A 19,357-nucleotide genomic window follows, 5' to 3' on the forward strand; every position below is an offset into this window, starting at 1 on the left:
GATATTTTAAAATAATACAGTTCGTTACAATTTAGTATTAAAAGAAGCAACTTAGAAATTTTTTCAAAATGGCAAAACATAGATTTATCTTGAGTGGAGGTGGGACAGGAGGACATATTTATCCTGCAATTGCAATTGCAAATGAATTGGAGTCTCGTTTTCCCGATGCTGAAATTTTGTTCGTTGGTGCCAAAGACAAAATGGAAATGCAAAAAGTGCCTCAAGCGGGTTACAAAATAAAAGGTCTTTGGATTGCTGGTCTACAAAGAAAACTAACAATTCAAAACGCAATGTTCCCATTCAAATTATTGAATAGTTTATGGGAATCTAGAAAAATTATAAAAAAATTCCAGCCGGATGTTGTTATTGGTACAGGTGGATTTGCCAGTGGACCATTATTGAAAATGGCCAATAGCATGAATATCCCAACCGTAATCCAAGAACAAAATTCTTATCCGGGGATTACTAATAAACTTTTGAGTAAAAAGGCGAATAGCATTTGTGTTGCCTATGATCATCTGGAGCGTTTTTTTCCGAAAGAAAAAATGATTTTGACGGGGAATCCAGTTCGTCAAGATTTATTGGATATACAAGACAAAAGAAAAGAAGCTATCGAATATTTTAATTTGGACCCATCCAAGAAAACACTGCTGGTTCTTGGTGGTAGCCTTGGCGCCAGAAGAATTAATCAATTGATCGAAAAAGAATTGGCTAATCTGCTTTCTTTAAATGTGCAAGTGATATGGCAATGTGGGAAATTTTATTTAGAGGATTATAAAAAATATATTAAGCATAATGTACAAGTAGTTGCCTTTATCGAAAGAATGGATTTAGTTTATGCCGCTGCAGACATAGTTATTTCGAGAGCCGGGGCTTCTTCTGTTTCGGAGTTGTGTATTGTTGGTAAGCCAGTGATTTTTATTCCTTCGCCTAATGTGGCCGAAGATCACCAAACTAAAAATGCACAGGCAATAGTAAATAAGAAAGGAGCTATTTTGCTTAAAGAATCACAATTGGATGAAGATTTTAGCTTAGTTTTTGAATCGTTGATAAAAGACCAAGGGAAGCAAGATCAATTAAGTGAAAATATTAAATTATTGGCTAAGCCAAAAGCGACTGAACAAATTGTCGATGCAATTGTTAAGTTGATTAAAAAATAAAGTTAATGAATCGATTAGTATGTCGAATGTGTAGAATGGAAGTGGATAATCTGGATAAATTAAAATAAGAAATAAAATGGATTTAAATCAAATAAAAAACGTCTATTTCATAGGAATTGGAGGCATCGGAATGAGTGCCTTGGCTCGTTATTTCAAAACTATCGGAAAACAAGTTTCCGGCTATGATAAAACGCCTTCCATTCTTACCAATGAATTGATTGAAAGTGGGATTGATATTCATTTTGAAGATAATATTAATCTAATTCCAAGTGATTATTATGTTGAAAATACATTGGTAATAATTACACCGGCAGTACCTGTTAAACATTCGGAGTGGAATTATTTTTTGGAAAGAGAATATCAAGTAAAAAAGAGAGCAGAAGTTTTGGGTATTATTACCAAAGATACTTTTTGTTTTGCGGTTGCTGGTACTCATGGAAAAACAACAACTTCAAGTATTTTAGGGCATATTTTATATGAAAGTGGAGCTGATGTGACGGCCTTTATTGGTGGAATTGTTGAGAATTATGATTCTAATTTAATTGGAACCGGTAAAACAGTTACCGTTGTTGAAGCAGATGAGTTTGATCGTTCCTTCTTGCATTTACACCCAAATATTGCATGTATAACTTCTATGGATGCTGATCATTTGGATATTTATGGTACGAGTGCAGCAATTGAAGAATCATTTGTAGAATTTGCAAATAAAGTTGAAGATAAAAGCAAGCTTTTTATAACCAATGAATTACCTATCGAAGGGGTGATTTGTGCAGTTAATGAAGACGCAGTTTTTGAAGCCTTCAATGTAAGAATAGAAAATAGTAGTTATGTTTTTGATGTTAAAGCCCCAAACGAACTCATTAAAGATTTGCGTTTCGGATTGCCAGGTAAGCATAATTTAATGAATGCTTTAATGGCATTAGCGATGGCAATAACATACGGCACCCCAACCGATGTTATTGCCAGAGCTTTGGTTTCTTTTAAGGGAATCAGAAGACGTTTTTCGTATCAAATTAAAGAAGATAATTTAGTATATATTGATGATTATGCACATCATCCAACTGAAATTAATGCCGTTCATCAAGCCGTTCGAGAATTGTATCCGGGTCAAAAAGTGTTAGCTGTTTTTCAGCCGCATTTATTCAGTCGAACAAGAGATTTCGCAGATAATTTTGCTAAAAGTTTGTCGGCTTTTGATGAAGTCTTTTTGATGGAAATTTATCCAGCCCGTGAATTGCCTATGGAAGGTATTAATTCACAATGGTTAATGGATAAAATGACAAATGATCACAAAAAAATTGTTAGCAAAGAAGATTTAATTGCTGAGATTTTGGCTAATGATGCGCGTGTTATTGTAACAATTGGTGCAGGAGATTTGGGAGAAATGGTTCCTTCAATTAAAAAAGCATTGTATGAAAGTCTTTAATTGGAATAATATAAGATTATTACTGATGTTTGTTTTGGTGATTTTTCTTTTTTCGTTTACATCCAAACGAAATTCTAAGAGAAAATTAACTAAATCTGAAGTTGTTTTTGTAGGCGAAAACTCTCTTTATTTAAAAAATGAAACGGTTAATAAATTGTTGATAGAAAATAATTCGGATGCTAAAACCATAAGAAAAGATAGGCTAGATTTGAATAAATTGGAGCAAGTATTAAATGCTCAAGAAATGATCGAGAAGGCAGATGTGTATGTGAGTATCGATGGTGTTCTAAAAGCAGTTGTGAAACAAAAGACGCCTATAGCTAGAGTCTTTAATGATGAGGGTTCTTTCTATATTGACAGTGAGGGTGATACCATGCCTTTGTCAGCGAATTTTACAGCTCGAGTTCCACTTGTTTCTGGGGAGATAAACAAGAAAAACAACAAAGATTTATTTAAATTATTTAAGATAATTTATGATGATGCGTTTTTGAGAAAAAACATCATTGGTATACAAATTATGCCTAATGGTAGCTTATTAATGCTCAATAGAAATTATAATTATCAAATTGATTTTGGTAGTTTGATAAATGTAGAACGTAAATTCCAAAACTATAAAGCTTTTTTTCAAAAAGTAAGTTTGGATGGTTCTTTGGATAAGTATAAAAAAATAGATCTCAGATTTACGGAACAAGTAGTTTGCACAAAATAATAGAAAATGGAAAAAGAGAACATTGCAGTAGGTCTAGATATTGGGACGACGAAAATTGTTGCCATGATAGGCAAAAAGAATGAATATGGTAAGCTTGAAATTTTAGGTGTAGGTAAATCTAAAAGTTTGGGTGTAGCAAGAGGCGTTGTGAATAATATCACGCAAACTATTCAATCTATTCAACAAGCAATACTTGAAGCGGAAAATAATTCAGGGTATAAAATAAAAGATGTCGTAGTAGGTATTGCAGGTCAGCATATCAGAAGCATTCAACATAGTGATTACATCAGCAGAAGCAATCCTGAGGAAGTTATAGGTGGAAGTGATATTGATTTATTGATCAATCAGGTTCATAAATTGGCCATGTTGCCAGGAGAAGAGATTATTCATGTATTGCCTCAAGAATTCAAAATTGACGGGCAATCGGATGTTAAGGAACCAATCGGAATGTATGGTGGAAGGCTGGAAAGTAGTTTCCATGTTGTAGTAGGACAGGCTTCTTCTATCAGAAACGTTGGTAGATGTATTCAAAGTTCAGGTATCGAATTGTCAGGATTGACATTGGAACCGTTAGCTTCTTCCGATGCAGTTTTGAGCCAGGAAGAAAAAGAAGCTGGAGTTGCCCTTATCGATATAGGAGGAGGAACAACTGATTTGGCTATTTTCAAAGATGGAATTATTCGCCACACTGCAGTGATACCATTTGGAGGAAATGTAATTACAGATGATATTAAAGAGGGATGTTCGATTATAGAAAAACAGGCCGAATTGTTGAAAGTGAAATTTGGTTCAGCTTGGCCAGGAGAAAATAAAGACAATGAGATTGTTTCTATTCCGGGATTAAGAGGAAGAGAACCTAAAGAGATTTCGTTAAAAAACCTTTCGAAAATAATTAATGCCAGAGTTGTCGAAATCATTGAACAAGTTTTTACAGAAGTAAGAGCTTATGGACATGAAGACCCTCGTAAAAAATTGATTGCTGGAATCGTTCTTACAGGTGGTGGTGCACAATTGAAGCATATCAAACAATTGGTAGAATACATTACCGGAATGGATACTAGAATTGGTTATCCAAACGAACATCTAGCTGGAAACTCAGACGAAGAAATCTCAAGTCCGTTATATGCAACAGCTGTTGGACTGGTGATGAACAGTATTGAAAACAAGACACAAAGTGCGGTGAAAATGCAAGCTACCGTCACTGCTGAAAAAGTAACTTATTATAGAGAGCCTATAGTTGAAGAGAAAGTAGAAATTAAAGAAGAGGTTTATGTACAACCTGAAAGAGTCCTTCAAGTAGATCCTATTAGAGAGGAATCTACTGAGAACAAAATAAGAAGATCGTTTTTTGATAAATATGTGGACAAGATTAAAGATTTTTTGGACAACGCAGAATAATAATAAAATAGAATAAATTATCAGCCCTCCTTTTTGCCCCAAGCCTAGAGTAGTAAAAGATAAAGTTAATAAAAAATTAAAACCCCATATGATGCCAAGCAACACAGAATTTGGAAGTATTTCATTTGATTTGCCAAAAAATCAATCAAATGTAATCAAAGTAATTGGAGTAGGTGGCGGCGGAAGTAACGCTATAAACCACATGTTTAAACAAGGAATTAAAGGCGTGGATTTCATCGTCTGTAATACCGATTCTCAAGCATTGGACAATAGTGCCGTGCCTAATAAAATTCAGTTAGGGATGAATTTGACTGAAGGATTAGGCGCTGGAGCAAATCCAGATATTGGACACCAATCAGCTATAGAAAGCATTGCTGACATTGAAAAAATGTTGGATGTCAATACCAAAATGGTATTTATCACTGCCGGAATGGGTGGTGGAACTGGAACAGGAGCTGCGCCAGTTATCGCTCAACTAGCCAAAGAAAGAGACATACTTACAGTAGGAATAGTAACTTTGCCATTCTTGTTTGAAGGTAAAGTGCGTCAAGAACAAGCGCTTATTGGTATCGAAAAATTGCGCAAGCAAGTCGATTCTTTGATCGTTATCAATAACAATAAATTAAGAGAAGTATATGGAAATCTTGGTTTTAAAGCCGGGTTTTCAAAAGCGGATGAAGTTTTGGCAACTGCCTCTAGAGGAATTGCCGAAGTAATAACACATCACTATACTCAAAATATCGATTTACGTGATGCCAAAACAGTATTGTATAATAGCGGGACGGCTATTATGGGATCTTCTGTTTCATCTGGTGAAAATAGAGCTAAGGAAGGAATTGTTGCTGCATTAGATTCTCCACTTTTAAACGATAATAAAATCACAGGAGCCAAAAACGTATTGTTGCTTATCGTTTCTGGAACCAATGAAATTACTATCGATGAAATTGCCGAAATCAATGAGCATATTCAATACGAAGCAGGTTCTAATGCCAATATTATTATGGGGGTTGGTGAAGACGAAAGTCTTGGTGATGCTATTGCAGTAACCATTATCGCTACAGGTTTTAATGTGGAACAACAAAACGAAATCGTAAATGTTGAGCCTAAAAAAATAATACACACACTTGGAGAGGAACAAAAAAGTGTTTTTGATTTAACAAAAAATACTGTTTCAGGTTTCAATTTAAATAGTGAAGCTTCTATTTCTAATAATACAGAAGAAAGAATCGTTTTCGACTTAATTGAAGATGTTGTAACGCCTGAGTCTGTAGTTGAATCTCCGATAATTGCTTCAATCAATGAAGATGAGTTAATCGGGATGACTGAATTTATTAAAAATTTAGATGTAACATTCGAAATTGTTTCTCCTATGAAAGAGATCGATTTTGTCGTTACAAATCCTGTTGCTGCGCAAGTTGCGCAAGTAAGGTCAGAACCAATACGTTTTGAAGAAAAACAAGATCAAACTGCTTTTTCATTCGATTTGCCATTAAGCAAACCAGAACCTGTTCAAGCAAAAGTTGAGTCAAATAATTTTTTGTTTGAATTGACAAATGAAACAAGAGATATTAAAGTAGTAGAACCTGTTCAGTTTGTTCCTGTAACCGAATTGTCGGATAACGGTATCATAAAATACTCGCTTGAAGAATACATGGAAACAGAGAATGACTTGATAGAAAGCAAACCTGTCGCCAAAATTGAGGAAATAATACCAGCCGAATTGAATATCACTATGAAGCAAGTGTCTGAGCCAATAGCAGAGACGCCTGTTCTGGGAAATAATTCTCCAGTTGAGATGACAATCGAAGAAACGCTTAGATTCAGGGCTGAGGAAAGAAGAAAAAAACTTAAAGACTTCAATTATAAGTTCCATGATAATGTATCAAGAGTGGATGAACTAGAAAGAGAGCCAGCCTACAAAAGATTTGGTATCGATCTAAGCAGTTCACAAACTAATAATTCTACATCAAGAATATCAGTTGGAACAGATAGTAATAATGATTTGCAGTTGCGTTCCAACAACTCTTATTTACATGACAATGTAGATTAACTAACTCAAACCATTTTGAGATAGCCCGAAAATTAAATGATATTTTCGGGCTATTTTTTGAGTATAAAGCATCAGGTAAGAAGTTGTTAATGCGAGTTAAATTTTCTAAATTTGTCGGGCCTTATCCAGCTGTACATTACAAGTTTTTTGTCGTAACTATTTTTTTCTAAGAACAAGAGAGTCCTGATAGTTATCGGGATTCATTCGTTTTTCTGGTTCAAGAAAAAGTATAGTTTCTTTCAAAAAGGCTTTTCATTTCCATCTGGGGCAGTTTTTTAAGTATTCAGTTTGCAGACTTCAGTTTGCAGTTTGAATCTTAAATCTAAATTCAACAATCTAAAATCTAAAATATACAGAATATGAGTTTATCAATTCAAATCATGGACGAAATCAAAACCGCCATGCGAGCCAAAGATACAGTAGCGTTAGAGGCTTTAAGAGCTATAAAATCGGAACTTTTATTGGCGCAGACTGCATCTGGTTCAAAAGAAGAAATATCGGCTGATGACGAGATTAAATTACTTCAAAGATTAGTTAAAACCCGTAAAGAAAGCGCCAGAATATTTACAGAACAAAATCGTATGGACTTGGCAGAACCAGAATTGGCGCAAATCGCAGTAATCGAAAAATTCTTGCCAGCTCAATTAAGCGAAGCTGAAGTGGAAGCTGTTGTTGCAAAAATCATTGCAGAGACTGGCGCAGCAGGAATTGCTTCGATGGGTAAAGTAATGGGATTGGCAGCAGCTCAATTGGGTGGGACTGCTGAAGGAAAAACCATTTCTACTATTGTAAAGAAATTATTGACTTAAAATAAAATAGGCGGTTGATTAACGATTTTAAATCTAAACTCGTTAATCAACAATCTAAAATCAATTGACCGCGTAGTTCAACTGGATAGAATATCAGATTTCGGCTCTGAGGGTTGGGGGTTCGAACCCCTCCGCGGTCACACAACAAAAGCAAAATCGTAAATGAATTTTATGATTTTGCTTTTTTTTATTTATATTTAAACCTAACCCAAGCTTCCAAATCTGTTTATGGATAACATTATACTAGTAGTTTTTACTTTTAGTCTTACTTTTTTTGTTTTAATTGCTTTTCTAGTCGCCCTTTTTAGGCTTTTTGAATACGGTTTTGGTTTTGTATTTGGAAAACCTCTTTTTGTTCATTTTTGCCTTTTCCCAAAGAAAATTAGTTCTAATGCTCTCCATTTTTTAAACACACAATTCCCGTTTTATATTAGTTTATCGGATAAAAAGAAAGTGTATTTCGAGCATAGAATAGCTTGTTTTTTGGGTAGATACGAATTTGTCAGTCGTGAAAATTTTGCTATCACCGAAGATATAAAAGTTCATGTTGCCGCCACATTTACTATGCTGTCTTTTGGTATGCGAGAATATCTTTCCGAGGTCTTTGATAAAATAATCATATATCCGTCAATCTATTATTCTAGGATTACCAAACAATACCATAAGGGGGAATTTAATCCCAATACAAAAACGGTTGTTTTCTCTTGGGAAGATTTTCAAAAGGGATTTGATATATCTTCCGATAATTTAAATCTTGGGATTCATGAATTTGTCCACGTTTTGCATTATCATGGATTGCAAAGTAATGATAGTAGCGCTATGCTTTTTTCTAGGATGTATACTATTATTAATGAAGAAGTAAGTGAAGCTGTATTGAGGGAACAATTGATGCAATCCAATTATTTCAGGGTTTATGCATTTACCAACCAGTATGAATTTCTGGCTGTGATCTTAGAGAATTATTTTGAAACGCCTTTGGAGTTTAAAATGCGTTTTCCAGATTTGTATAAGAAAGTGGGTTTGATGCTGAATATGAAATAGTAATATCTAAAAATAGTTTTGATTAACAACTGATAAACATCATATTTTGGATTGATTTTCTGTTTTAAATTTACTTACAATTTAAAATTAGGGTGTTATGAGACAGCAAGTTCCCGTGTCGACAATTATGACCAAAAATATAATTAAACTGACTATTTCAGATGATTTAACAAAGGCCGAATCTCTCTTTAAACATTATAAAATTAGGCACATTCCTGTAGTGAATGGTTCAACCATAATTGGAATGCTAAGTTATACCGATTTATTGCGTATTTCTTTTGCAGACGCAATAGATGATGATGAAGAGGTTGTGGATACAACCGTTTATAATATGTTTACCGTCGAACAGGTTATGGCCAAAAAATTAATTACCATTACGCCTGATACTACCATTAAGGAAGCTGCTGAAATATTGGCGAGTAAAGAATTTCATGCCTTGCCGGTTTGTGAAGACCATTTGTTGGTTGGGATAGTAACCACCACCGATTTGATAAAGTATTTAATTGATCAGTACAAGTGATAAGTGTTTACTAAAGAAGAAAGTCCCAATGTCTCTTGTGAGTATTGGGACTTTTGAATTTTTATACTGTTGTCAATTGTTTTAAATCGGCTACGGTTTGAATAGGATCTTCGGCTTTAAATACAAAGCTCCCTGCAACTAGTACATCCGCTCCAGCTTCAACCAACTGTAAAGCGTTTTTATTGGTAACGCCACCGTCAATCTCTATTAGAGTTGAGGCTCCTTTTCTGGTAATCAAATCTTTTAGCTTTTTCACTTTAAGATAAGTGTTTTCAATAAAAGACTGTCCGCCAAAACCAGGATTCACGCTCATGATGCAAACCATATCAATGTCATTGATTACATCTTCCAATAAATCAACACTCGTGTGCGGATTTAATGCCACACCAGCTTTCATCCCTTGCGCTTTGATGGCTTGAAGGGTTCTGTGCAGGTGAGTGCAGGCTTCGTAATGTACAGTCAAGATATCGGCACCAAGATCTTTGAATGTTTTAATGTATTGGTCTGGGTTGACAATCATCAAATGTACGTCAACTGTTTTTTTAGTGTGTCTTGTGATAGCTTCAAGAACAGGCATTCCAAAAGAAATGTTTGGAACAAAAACGCCATCCATGATGTCAATGTGAAACCAGTCGGCTTGACTGTTGTTAATCATTTCGATATCACGTTGCAAATTAGCAAAATCGGCAGCTAGAACTGAAGGGGCAATTAGTGTGTTTTTACTCATTATTGTTTTTTGTTGCGTAGAGACGTACTGCTGTGCGTCTTAACAAATTTGTAGTTTTTTGCAAAATTAGTTTTTTTTAGCGCAAAGGCGCAAAGATTTTTCCAAATACACAAAGATTAATGATTTTTTTGGTTTCTGCGAGCTGCAAGAAATGAAATTGATCAAAGTTTTAAGGGTGTAAAAAAATAAAACTCCGGTAATCAGCCGGAGTTTCAATCATCAATCAAAAAACGAACAGTTAATCAGACTGTTGTTCACGTTCTATTAAAATAGTTAAAATTACTTTTTTAAAAATTTTAATTTGGGGGTATTTTATATTAACCTAAATACGTTTTCAAAATTTTACTTCTTGAAGTATGTTTCAATCTACGGATTGCTTTTTCTTTAATTTGACGTACACGTTCGCGAGTCAAGTCAAAAGTTTCTCCAATTTCTTCCAATGTCATTGGGTGTTGGTCACCAAGACCAAAGTACAAACGCACTACATCAGCCTCTCTTGGAGTCAATGTTTCTAGTGAACGCTCGATTTCGGTACGTAATGATTCGTGAATTAGCTCTCTGTCCGGATTTGGAGATTCACCAGAACGCAATACGTCATAAAGGTTCGAATCTTCTCCTTCTACAAGAGGAGCATCCATAGATAAGTGACGACCAGAGTTTTTCATAGACTCTTTTACGTCATTTACGGTCATGTCCAGTTCTTTTGCAATTTCTTCAGCAGATGGTGGACGCTCATTAGATTGTTCTAATAAGGCGTACATTTTGTTGATTTTATTGATAGAACCAATTTTGTTTAATGGTAAACGAACGATACGAGATTGTTCGGCTAAAGCTTGAAGGATCGATTGACGAATCCACCATACAGCGTATGAAATGAATTTAAATCCACGAGTTTCGTCAAAACGTTGTGCTGCTTTTATCAATCCAAGATTTCCTTCATTGATTAAATCGGGAAGGGTAAGACCTTGATTTTGGTATTGTTTGGCTACCGAAACTACGAAACGTAAATTGGCTTTTGTTAATTTCTCAAGGGCTCTTTGATCCCCGGCTTTAATTCTTTGAGCTAATTCTACCTCTTCGTCAGCGGTAATAAGGTCAACTTTTCCAATTTCTTGTAAATATTTGTCTAATGAAGCGGTTTCACGATTGGTAACCTGCTTGGTGATTTTAAGTTGTCTCATGTTTCTGTCTCCTCAATTTTTTTAAGTGTACAAGTGATTATACGTATGGGGTTTCAAAAAAGTTACAATAGTTGGATTCTTTTTTTCAATTAAATAAAAATACCTGCCCCAAAAAATATTGAGACAGGTAAATCTAACTAATTTAATTGTTAATTGGAGGATTAGTTAAAATTAGTTAATACAAGAAATAGGGCTAATGGCATAGGCTATTCTTTATCTTCGTGGGTTTTATTCCATTCCTTCTAAATTGATAATTCTATCAAAGATTTGTTTTAAAAATAAAATCATAAAAAACACGCCTGCAGCTAAAATCAAGTGGTCAGATGTGAGCAAAAAAGGTTCGTCTAGGATGTCATACAAACTCGGAATAATAAGGCATAATGACGCTATAAGTCCAATCCAAGGATTGATTTTGTTAAAAATAGTTTTGAATTGCATATTTGTTTGGTTGTTAAGTTCTAGTCTCATGGTAATTCTGTTTTTTAATTTTTTGGTAGAGTAAAAGTAAATAGCAAATCACCTTTTTTTAAAAGAAATGTCATGAATGCGTTTTTTACTGTCATGAAAGGGGAGGTTGAATATGTAAATCCAGGTTCAGAAATAATCCAAGAAGATTATAAATCCGGAACAATTAATTCTAAAAGGTTTTAAGGAGCGAAAGAACAGGCTTTATCAGTAAGCATCGTTCCTGCTGTCCGCTATATTCCGCGCAGAAAAAGCGCGGGATGCCGCTTCCATCAGGGCTAAAGAGCCAGCATATTCAATTTTTGGAAAAAATGCCTACTATTTGGATAAAAAAAACAAACATTCGGGAGAGAATATTTGAGGTTTTCAAAAAAGTGTTATTACGATATAATATTCATTTTCTTGATGAAATCTTTATAGGTGTCGCTAAGATTTATTTTGTGGTTTCCTTTGAGGATGACAAGATTGTCGGCCAAGATGATTTCTTCTATTTTGTCGGTGTTGACAATATAGTTTCTGTGCGTTTTGACGAATTTGTCTTTGTCGAGAAGTGCGCTGATTTTGGTTAATGAAATCAGGATTACAAATTTTTCTTTCTCGGTGATGATGTTGCAATAGCGTTCCTCCACTTCTATGTAGAGTATGTCTTGGAGTGACACTTTCTTCAATGCATTTTTCTTCTTGATGAACAAATAATCATTACTGATTACGGTATCCTGATCTTCACTCAGGAAAACATTGGTTTGTTCATAGAATTTTTCGACCGCCATTTCCAGTGCGTATAAAATCTCAAGTTCGTTGAAGGGCTTCATTAGGAAACTGAAAGGCTTGGTGAGTTTGGCCCTTTCAAAAATCTGACGGTCTTGTGAACTAGTCAAAAAAACAAATGGTTTGGATGCATTTGGTACAATGTTAATAGTCTCGGCAAAGGTGATTCCATCTGGTTTTCCGTCAAGAAATACATCTATAACGATGATGTCAACAGTGTTTTGGTAGAATAAAGTCAGTGCATCAGTATAGCTTCTGGCAACGCCTACAATGTTGTATTTATTGGCTAGTAGGACTTTACTCAGCGCATCACTTTGTTCTGGCGTGTCTTCTATAATAAGCACATTGATGTTATCCATTTTGTTCTGTTTTTGGGAACCTCAATATCATCTTGGTTCCTTTATTGGGTTCGCTTTCTATGTCTAGCATTCCTCTATTTTTCTTGATCATTTGTTTGGATAATTGCAAACCGAGCCCTGTGCCTATAATCTCCGAATTGCTTTTCTTGGCCAATAACTCATTGTCTTCAAGCAATTCATTTATGGTGTCTTGGCTCATCCCTAAACCGTTGTCCTGAATCACAAGTTGACAAAAATCGGTATTTGTTTCAACTGTATAAATCTTGATTTCACCATTCTCTTGGGAGAATTTAATGGCATTGTCAAGCAAATTGCGTAGCACAATTTTTAACGAATCGAGATCCACGAAGATAAAACTATTTTTAGAAACAGCATTCTCAAAAGTAATGCTTTTATCAAGAAGTAGAGGCTTGTAATTGTATTCTATTTGTTGTACGATGGAATACAGATGCACCGAATCTTTATGAAAATACAATTGTTTGGTTTGTAGCAAGGCCCAATGGAGCAAGTTGTCTAGCAAACTGTAGGCGCTGTTTGCAATGGCACTATTTTGATGCAGAAGTTGGTCAAGCTCATTATAGTTTTTGGTTTCCAGCGAAGTGGTTAATTTTGCATTGCTGGTTTTTAAGGCATTGACGGAGGAACGCAAATCATGACTCACAATGGAGAATAGTTGATCTTTAGTAGCGTTAAGTTCGTCTAATTTGTTTTTTTGGGTAAGAATTATTTTGCTGCTTTTTACTTTTTGGGCATAGACATAAACACCTCCTATTAAAAGCAATAACAAAGCTAATACTGAATAAAATAAACCATTACGTTGATTGTCTTTTAATTTGTTCTCAACTTTAAGTAAAGATATTTGTTTTTGTTTTTGTGCAACCGCATATTTTTTCTCGAAGTCAGCAATTGCCCAGACTTTGTTCTGGTTGTTAAGAGAATCCTTCCATTGTTCGGATTCTTTTCTGTAAGCTAATGCTTCTTTGAAGTTCCCTCTGTTTTCTTCTACAACTGCCATATTTTTGGAGGCTGTTTGTTTTGTGGATATATTATTTACTTTTTTTGATAGTTCATAACATTTTTTAAAATAGTAGATAGCTAATTTGTCTTTGTATTGCTCATAATATAAATTTGCCAAATTCATATAGGAAGTGCAGATTTTATCAATATTTTTGGATTGTTCGTTTAATTGTAAAGTTCTAAGTAAATATTTTTCTGCTTCTTTAAATCGTTTTAGAAAAATATAAGTCGTACCAATTCCATTATAGATATTTGTTAAAAATTTATTGTCCTTTAATTTAATAGATTGCTTTTCTGATAATTTAAAATAGAAAAGAGCTTTGTCATAATCTCTTAATTCTAAAACTGAAGCACCTAAAAAAAAGTTTTTAATAGGTGAAAGTTGAAAAGAATCTGATGTTAATAAAAATTCTTTTTTAGCCTCTTTGTAAATTTTTTTGTTATAAAAACTTAGGCCTCTAAAATAATGACAATAATCTGCAAGAGTCTTATTTTTGCCACTACTTAATTGTTTCATTGAATAGATTAAAGTAGAATCCCAATCTTTTTTCAAATAAAAAGATTGGGCTTTTACAAAATTGAGGTCTTTTTTAAATTCAATTGATTTTTTCTCAATATTTTTTTTTTCAAATAAACTACTGTCTTTGGATTGTGAAAAAAATATATTTGGAAGGATAAAAATAAAAAAGAATAAAAAGATATTGATTTTAAAACTCATTTTAGGGAAGTTGTGTAGAGGTGCCTCTTGATGTTTCAGGATCTAAGTTTACCATGAAAGATTCAATTTTATTTATATTACCCACAGTTGGAGATGTGTAGTCAAGTTCTACGTACCACACATCACAGGTTTCTGGGGTTTCCATAGAAAAATCATAATCATAATTTATTGTCAAAACACCGTCTTTTTCAGTTGGTGGTTCTACTACGGGAGCGTCTGGAATCTCGGAGTTCATGTATACTGTAGCTCTTACTTTTAGGGTCAATGTTTTGCCATCTGGTTTATAGAATTTTGCAGAAACCAATGGGGCTACTGGGTAATTCACCTCGCCCGGCTGTAGAAAAGTAAACGGTAAAGTGTTAATCTTGGTGGTTTGGATCGTTGGGTAAGGGGTAAAGGATAGTTCTTTTGTAGAATCACACATAGTCTTTTTTTTAAGTGGTTAAAAGCTAATAATTTTCACGTTAAAGATATTTTTTTCTTTGAATAATATGTAATGATTTTATTATTTTTTTAAATTATCCTTTAATTATTTGCCTTAAATTGCTTGAAACAACTTTGATTTGCTAGATGTGGATGGGGTACCGATGGAAGAGATTATCACAGATTTTATAAAAAGAGGCTCAAAAATTTAACCTCAAAGAAAGCAAAGAATACCGCAAAAAAAAACTAAGCTTTAGGTGTTAGAAAGTGTGATTTGGATGCTGTTTTTATTGCTGGATTTCTTGCTTTAGGGTCACGCCCTAATAAAGTAAAAACCCCAAATCAAATTCATGAATTGGGGTTTTAAATATGTTATTGTACTTCAAAAGTGTCTTTTAATGAGACTGGAATCCCTTGGTCTGTAAAACCTTCCAGCGAAATTTCGAATGTTCCGGTCACATCTGAGGTGTAAAAGGATATAGGGTTTTCAGTGCTGGCTAAGGTAAGTTGAGGAAGCCATAACAATTGATAGCGGTAATCCGGAATTCTTTCGTTTTTAGCCTTGTCTGTATAGTCTGGTGTGTAATACTCTTTTTTTATCGATGGTCTTAAAACTGATGCATCAAGGATATAGGAACCGGATTGTTTACTGACAAAATCCTGAGTTTTTGTTGTAAAACTGATGAGACCATTGAAGGCTTTTGGACCAAGGTAATATAATCCAGGGATCACACTTATTTTGGATACATTTTTCATGTTATATTCAAAAAGTTCATTGGTGTCCTGTAAAAGTAATCCATCAATAAGTACTAATGCTGGTTCTGGAGATTGAGTATAGATACTAACATCTCTTAAGTGTAAAGTGTATTTTTTATCTTTTTGCTCATAATACATTTCTTTTACAATTTCAACAGCAGTCTCTTTAAGCGTTGGAAATCGTGTGTAGTCATCAAGAACATATTCCTTGGCAACTGGCTCGTAAAAAGCGGGTATTGATTTTGTTTTTAGAATACTATCTGTTTTATTGCTGTAATAAGCATTTTCAATTTGACTGGCTATTGATCGATTAAGTAACGTTTCTGAAAGAGCAGGCGTCAAGTTTATGCTGGGTTGGAAGTTGAGTTTTGAATAATCAATTGTTGAAGGTGTGTCTAATACGAGGGTATAATTCGAACGTTTGTCATCGATAACCTGTATGTTTACCGCTGAGTTGTAGTAGGGTTTGTCAAGATTGAAAACAAAGTTGCCGTTTTTGTCGGTTTTCACTACTTTGAAAGCAAATGTTTTTCCAGGAATAGATAGACCAATATTTATATTTTGGATATCGTTTGGATTGTTTTTCGAAGTAATTTTTCCAGTAATCATTTCGCCTCTTAATTCAGGCAAAGTAATTTTATTGCCTTTATTTATTGGTTCTATTTTTGAAACAATTTTTGAAAATTCTTCAGCAGAGGTTTGTTTCGTTGAAGGCAAATCTTCTAGTCTTCTAACAGAGACAGAATAATTTCCGTTTTTGGCTATTTCATTTAAGGTTGCAACATTAATGTTTACTTGTTCTCTATTTGCGAATGCTTTTTTGTTTAAATTGAGTTTTAAGTAATCATTCGTTGGCACACTTTGTGTTTGTTGAACTGGCAGCATTGGAGTATCTCCTATAGCTGTGTTGGGGGTGGAATTGCTTGCTGCAGTTTGATTTTCAGCTGTTTGAAATGGATTGATAATAACAATATCAATTTGGAAAAAAGGCGCAACAGTTTGGTTCAACATCCAGTTGGTATAGCCAAGGAGTTTGTAATTACCCGTTTTAATAGTGGTAGGTACAAAATAATCACCCTGACCATTAGTGTTTTCAAGATAAATTTTGTTTTTGAAAACCGTTTTTTTGTCACTATCTACAAGTTCCACATAAGCTATTTTACTAATATTACTGGGTGTTTTGTTGGATAATTTTAAGCAACTAAGCTTATAATAGAGAGTCTCTCCAGTAACAAATGTTGTTGTATTTGTACTGAGAAATACCGTTTCATCACTATAAAAATTTTGCTTTTCATTGGACGAGCTGATTTGCTGGGCTGTAACTTTTTGAAAATTAGAGCATAATAGTGCAAATAATAAGAGGTGTTTTAATCTTCCCAAAATAGTGGTTTTATGTTAGACGAAAAAGTGGTACAGTCACCGCAAGGTGCTGGATTGACAATATATGTGATTCCTGTATTTCTAGTATATGTAAGTGTGTTGTTAGTAAATCCATATACTAGATTATCTCCATCGCATCCAATTCCCTTAAAGCAAAAGTTAAGAACCATTTGTTCGCATTCAGTATAATATGGAGGCAAAGGATCCAAAGGGAATAAATCAGTATAATTGAAATAGATTCTTTTTGATGATACTGAAGCAAGCTCAAAGTAACCTATTATTTTGTCGTTAGGATTATTTGTTGGTTTTATATTTCCATACAAAAAACCAGGCTGAAGAGGGGATAATAATGAACCTGAATCAGATATTTTTTTTAAAGTTTTATAATAAGTGTAAGCGGCCAAATTTTCTACATATTGACTTACTAAGATACTGTATCGATGTGAGATAATGCTGTTTTGACTACTAATAAATCTTACAGGTATGTCAACTTGGTTTTTATTTAGTTCGGCAGTACTTGTTAATATAATGTCGGTACTGTTTTTTGTAGTATAGCATACTCGAGTATCTACAGAGTTCGGGATAAGTTGAATTGTAGGATTTGAAGAAGATGTAGCCCCAGGTACTATTATAGCCTTCATTGAATTCCATCTTGGGGCGACTATTTTATAAGTTTCCTCATATTCATATCGGTAATATTTGGCGCTATTTGTAGGGTCTTCACTATTTACATGTATGCCTACACCTCTAATGGAATCTTTTGTTTCGACTACAGCTTTTACATCTTTCATTGGATTGATAGGAGGTAAATTTTCTGTCGATGATTCAAAAGAGCGACCATCGCTAGTTGTGATGTTCAATCGATATTCTCTACCTGGTATAGCTTGAAACTCAGATGTAGAAACGTATTTGCCTGATTCTTCCTCGAAGTCGTATCTAATTCCGGTATTGTCAATAATATAAACATCAGCACCAGATTCTAATTTAACTTCTTTATCTTCCAGCTTAGCTGTTTTTGTAAGTGTTATTTCTTGTTTTTTTAATTCATTGGTAATTGTTGCCTCAACGATTAATCCTTCTTCATAGGTATTTGTTTCTAAAATATACGGCTCGGTACAGCCATTTATAATAAAGCAGATTAGTAGTAAAAAGGTAATTTTATTTAAAAACATAGTTATTCTTTTATTGAAATATTATTATTGTTTAAAACCATTTTATCGATTTTTGACTCATAAAATGGGTGCGATATTTTTTTTAATCTATCCAAAATGGCGGTTTAACGTTAGATGCAAATGTGGTACAGTCACCACAAGGTGCTGGATATGTATGATAGACAATTCCTTCATTACGGAAATAAGTCAAAGTTTTTTGAGTTAAGCCATATACTAAATCTTCTCCATTGCATTCTAGACCAATAAAGCAAAATAGGAAGTTAATTTGTTCACATTTGGTGTAATATGGTGGCAACGATTCGTTAGGAAATAGATCAACATAGTTGAAAAATATTCTTTTTGATGTTATAGATGCTACATCAAAATAGCCAATTACCTTATCGCCTGGATTAGTTGTGCATGTAATATTACCATATAAAAAACCTGGTTGCAATGGTGAGAGTAAAGTACCTGAATCGGATATTTTTTTTAAAGTTTTATAATAAGTATATGCTGCTAAATTTTCAACATACTGATATACTAATATGCTGTAGCGATGTGAAATAATATAGTTTTGGTCACTAATGAAGCGAACTGGGAAATCAACTTGATTTTCATTTAGTTCAGTAGTACTGGTCAATATAATATCAGTGCTGTTTTTTGCACCATAACAGACTCTCGTGTTTATAGGGTTGGGAGAAAGCTGAATCGATGGATCTGATTCAGGAGTGGGTCCCGGTATTACATTCGCTGTTAGGGAAGTCCAATTTGGACTCACTATTTTATAGCTTTCCTCAAATTTATATCGGTAATATTTCGCGTTATTTGTAGGGTCATAATTATAAACATGTATCGCAACACCTCTGAGAGTATCATCTTTTGTTTCAACAAATGCTTTTAAATCTTGTATGGGGTTAATTGGAGCTAGTTTTTCGATAGATGATTGAAAGGAGCGACCATCTTTAGTATTAATACTTAATTTATACTCTCTTCCAGGAACGGCTTGAAAATCAACAGTAGAAACATATTTTCCATCTTCTTCCTCAAAGTCATATTGATTTCCTGCATTGTCAGCAATAAATACATTAGCTCCCGATTCTACTTTTGTTTCTTTGTCTTCGAATCGTGAGGTTTTTGTTAGTGTTATTTCTTGTTTTTTGAGCTCGTTTGTTATTGTTGCCTCTACAACTAATGCTTCTTCATAGGTATTTGTTTCTAGTATATATGGCTCGGTACAGCCATTTATAATAAAGCAGGTTAGTAGAAAAAAAAATATTTTATTGAAAGGCATAGTTGTTT

17 protein-coding genes and 1 tRNA gene are annotated in these 19,357 nt (G+C 34.0%); 9 read left to right on the top strand and 9 right to left on the bottom strand.

The features are described 5' to 3' along the window. Window positions 1–68 precede the first annotated feature (68 nt). The 9 genes from murG (at window position 69) to HQN62_RS05605 (ending at window position 9,113) form a co-directional block, all read left to right on the top strand. Window positions 69–1,160: an undecaprenyldiphospho-muramoylpentapeptide beta-N-acetylglucosaminyltransferase gene (gene murG, locus HQN62_RS05565; protein WP_173503616.1), complete on the top strand. Its 1,092-nt coding sequence runs from the start codon at window positions 69–71 to the stop codon at window positions 1,158–1,160. Window positions 1,161–1,236: 76 nt separating this feature from the next. Further along, window positions 1,237–2,586, top strand: coding sequence for a UDP-N-acetylmuramate--L-alanine ligase (murC, locus tag HQN62_RS05570; protein WP_173503617.1), 1,350 nt, complete (start codon window positions 1,237–1,239; stop codon window positions 2,584–2,586). Further along, the gene (locus HQN62_RS05575) at window positions 2,573–3,295 is read left to right on the top strand and encodes a cell division protein FtsQ/DivIB (RefSeq protein ID WP_116796056.1); all 723 of its coding nucleotides are present in this window, start codon (window positions 2,573–2,575) and stop codon (window positions 3,293–3,295) included. Before murC ends, HQN62_RS05575 begins: the two co-directional genes overlap by 14 nt. A 6-nt stretch (window positions 3,296–3,301) precedes the next feature. Continuing rightward, complete coding sequence (gene ftsA, locus HQN62_RS05580) at window positions 3,302–4,693, top strand: cell division protein FtsA (protein WP_116796055.1); 1,392 nt, start codon at window positions 3,302–3,304, stop codon at window positions 4,691–4,693. Between the two features lie 91 nt (window positions 4,694–4,784). Continuing rightward, window positions 4,785–6,743 (top strand): cell division protein FtsZ, encoded by a 1,959-nt coding sequence (gene ftsZ / locus HQN62_RS05585; RefSeq protein ID WP_116798374.1) that lies wholly within the window; start codon window positions 4,785–4,787, stop codon window positions 6,741–6,743. A 359-nt stretch (window positions 6,744–7,102) separates the two neighbouring features. After that, window positions 7,103–7,552: a GatB/YqeY domain-containing protein gene (locus tag HQN62_RS05590; protein ID WP_173503618.1), complete on the top strand. Its 450-nt coding sequence runs from the start codon at window positions 7,103–7,105 to the stop codon at window positions 7,550–7,552. Window positions 7,553–7,618: 66 nt separating this feature from the next. Beyond that, window positions 7,619–7,692: transfer RNA gene (locus tag HQN62_RS05595), tRNA-Arg, on the top strand. Window positions 7,693–7,780: 88 nt separating this feature from the next. Further along, window positions 7,781–8,593: a zinc-dependent peptidase gene (locus HQN62_RS05600; protein WP_173503619.1), complete on the top strand. Its 813-nt coding sequence runs from the start codon at window positions 7,781–7,783 to the stop codon at window positions 8,591–8,593. A 97-nt stretch (window positions 8,594–8,690) separates the two neighbouring features. Beyond that, entirely contained in the window at window positions 8,691–9,113 is a 423-nt protein-coding gene (locus HQN62_RS05605; protein ID WP_116796052.1) for a CBS domain-containing protein, read from the top strand. 61 nt (window positions 9,114–9,174) lie between these two features. Here HQN62_RS05605 and rpe read toward each other — a convergent pair whose 3' ends face one another. From rpe to HQN62_RS05650, 9 genes are all read right to left on the bottom strand, one after another. Continuing rightward, entirely contained in the window at window positions 9,175–9,840 is a 666-nt protein-coding gene (rpe, locus tag HQN62_RS05610; protein WP_173503620.1) for a ribulose-phosphate 3-epimerase, read from the bottom strand. A 317-nt stretch (window positions 9,841–10,157) separates the two neighbouring features. Further along, window positions 10,158–11,021, bottom strand: a complete 864-nt coding sequence (locus tag HQN62_RS05615) for a sigma-70 family RNA polymerase sigma factor (protein WP_007804760.1) — start codon at window positions 11,019–11,021, stop codon at window positions 10,158–10,160. A 228-nt stretch (window positions 11,022–11,249) separates the two neighbouring features. Further along, window positions 11,250–11,489 carry a hypothetical protein gene (locus tag HQN62_RS05620; protein ID WP_116796051.1) on the bottom strand — a complete coding sequence of 80 codons (240 nt, stop codon included), beginning with the start codon at window positions 11,487–11,489 and terminating at the stop codon, window positions 11,250–11,252. Between the two features lie 377 nt (window positions 11,490–11,866). Then, window positions 11,867–12,613, bottom strand: coding sequence for a LytR/AlgR family response regulator transcription factor (locus tag HQN62_RS05625; RefSeq protein ID WP_173503621.1), 747 nt, complete (start codon window positions 12,611–12,613; stop codon window positions 11,867–11,869). Next, on the bottom strand, window positions 12,606–14,348 hold the full coding sequence (locus tag HQN62_RS05630; RefSeq protein ID WP_254454487.1) for a tetratricopeptide repeat-containing sensor histidine kinase: 1,743 nt from the start codon (window positions 14,346–14,348) through the stop codon (window positions 12,606–12,608). The genes HQN62_RS05625 and HQN62_RS05630 overlap by 8 nt, the downstream gene beginning before the upstream one ends. Before the next feature lies 1 nt (window position 14,349). Then, window positions 14,350–14,772, bottom strand: coding sequence for a hypothetical protein (locus tag HQN62_RS05635; protein ID WP_173503622.1), 423 nt, complete (start codon window positions 14,770–14,772; stop codon window positions 14,350–14,352). Window positions 14,773–15,143: 371 nt separating this feature from the next. After that, entirely contained in the window at window positions 15,144–16,676 is a 1,533-nt protein-coding gene (locus tag HQN62_RS05640) for a hypothetical protein (RefSeq protein ID WP_254454488.1), read from the bottom strand. Between the two features lie 218 nt (window positions 16,677–16,894). Beyond that, window positions 16,895–18,079, bottom strand: coding sequence for a DUF4249 domain-containing protein (locus tag HQN62_RS05645; protein WP_173503624.1), 1,185 nt, complete (start codon window positions 18,077–18,079; stop codon window positions 16,895–16,897). Window positions 18,080–18,161: 82 nt separating this feature from the next. After that, the gene (locus tag HQN62_RS05650; RefSeq protein ID WP_173503625.1) at window positions 18,162–19,349 is read right to left on the bottom strand and encodes a DUF4249 domain-containing protein; all 1,188 of its coding nucleotides are present in this window, start codon (window positions 19,347–19,349) and stop codon (window positions 18,162–18,164) included. Between the last annotated feature and the right edge of the window lie 8 nt (window positions 19,350–19,357).

Source organism: Flavobacterium sp. M31R6, from assembly GCF_013284035.1.
Lineage (GTDB): Bacteria > Bacteroidota > Bacteroidia > Flavobacteriales > Flavobacteriaceae > Flavobacterium.

What these genes read in the sequence shown, in the direction of transcription:
- murG (WP_173503616.1), top strand. Translation starts at nt 69, where the DNA reads ATGGCAAAACATAGATTTATCTTGAGTGGAGGTGGGACAGGAGGACAT.
- murC (WP_173503617.1), top strand. Translation starts at nt 1,237, where the DNA reads ATGGATTTAAATCAAATAAAAAACGTCTATTTCATAGGAATTGGAGGC.
- HQN62_RS05575 (WP_116796056.1), top strand. Translation starts at nt 2,573, where the DNA reads ATGAAAGTCTTTAATTGGAATAATATAAGATTATTACTGATGTTTGTT.
- ftsA (WP_116796055.1), top strand. Translation starts at nt 3,302, where the DNA reads ATGGAAAAAGAGAACATTGCAGTAGGTCTAGATATTGGGACGACGAAA.
- ftsZ (WP_116798374.1), top strand. Translation starts at nt 4,785, where the DNA reads ATGCCAAGCAACACAGAATTTGGAAGTATTTCATTTGATTTGCCAAAA.
- HQN62_RS05590 (WP_173503618.1), top strand. Translation starts at nt 7,103, where the DNA reads ATGAGTTTATCAATTCAAATCATGGACGAAATCAAAACCGCCATGCGA.
- HQN62_RS05600 (WP_173503619.1), top strand. Translation starts at nt 7,781, where the DNA reads ATGGATAACATTATACTAGTAGTTTTTACTTTTAGTCTTACTTTTTTT.
- HQN62_RS05605 (WP_116796052.1), top strand. Translation starts at nt 8,691, where the DNA reads ATGAGACAGCAAGTTCCCGTGTCGACAATTATGACCAAAAATATAATT.
- rpe (WP_173503620.1), bottom strand. Translation starts at nt 9,840, where the DNA reads ATGAGTAAAAACACACTAATTGCCCCTTCAGTTCTAGCTGCCGATTTT.
- HQN62_RS05615 (WP_007804760.1), bottom strand. Translation starts at nt 11,021, where the DNA reads ATGAGACAACTTAAAATCACCAAGCAGGTTACCAATCGTGAAACCGCT.
- HQN62_RS05620 (WP_116796051.1), bottom strand. Translation starts at nt 11,489, where the DNA reads ATGAGACTAGAACTTAACAACCAAACAAATATGCAATTCAAAACTATT.
- HQN62_RS05625 (WP_173503621.1), bottom strand. Translation starts at nt 12,613, where the DNA reads ATGGATAACATCAATGTGCTTATTATAGAAGACACGCCAGAACAAAGT.
- HQN62_RS05630 (WP_254454487.1), bottom strand. Translation starts at nt 14,348, where the DNA reads ATGAGTTTTAAAATCAATATCTTTTTATTCTTTTTTATTTTTATCCTT.
- HQN62_RS05635 (WP_173503622.1), bottom strand. Translation starts at nt 14,772, where the DNA reads ATGTGTGATTCTACAAAAGAACTATCCTTTACCCCTTACCCAACGATC.
- HQN62_RS05645 (WP_173503624.1), bottom strand. Translation starts at nt 18,079, where the DNA reads ATGTTTTTAAATAAAATTACCTTTTTACTACTAATCTGCTTTATTATA.
- HQN62_RS05650 (WP_173503625.1), bottom strand. Translation starts at nt 19,349, where the DNA reads ATGCCTTTCAATAAAATATTTTTTTTTCTACTAACCTGCTTTATTATA.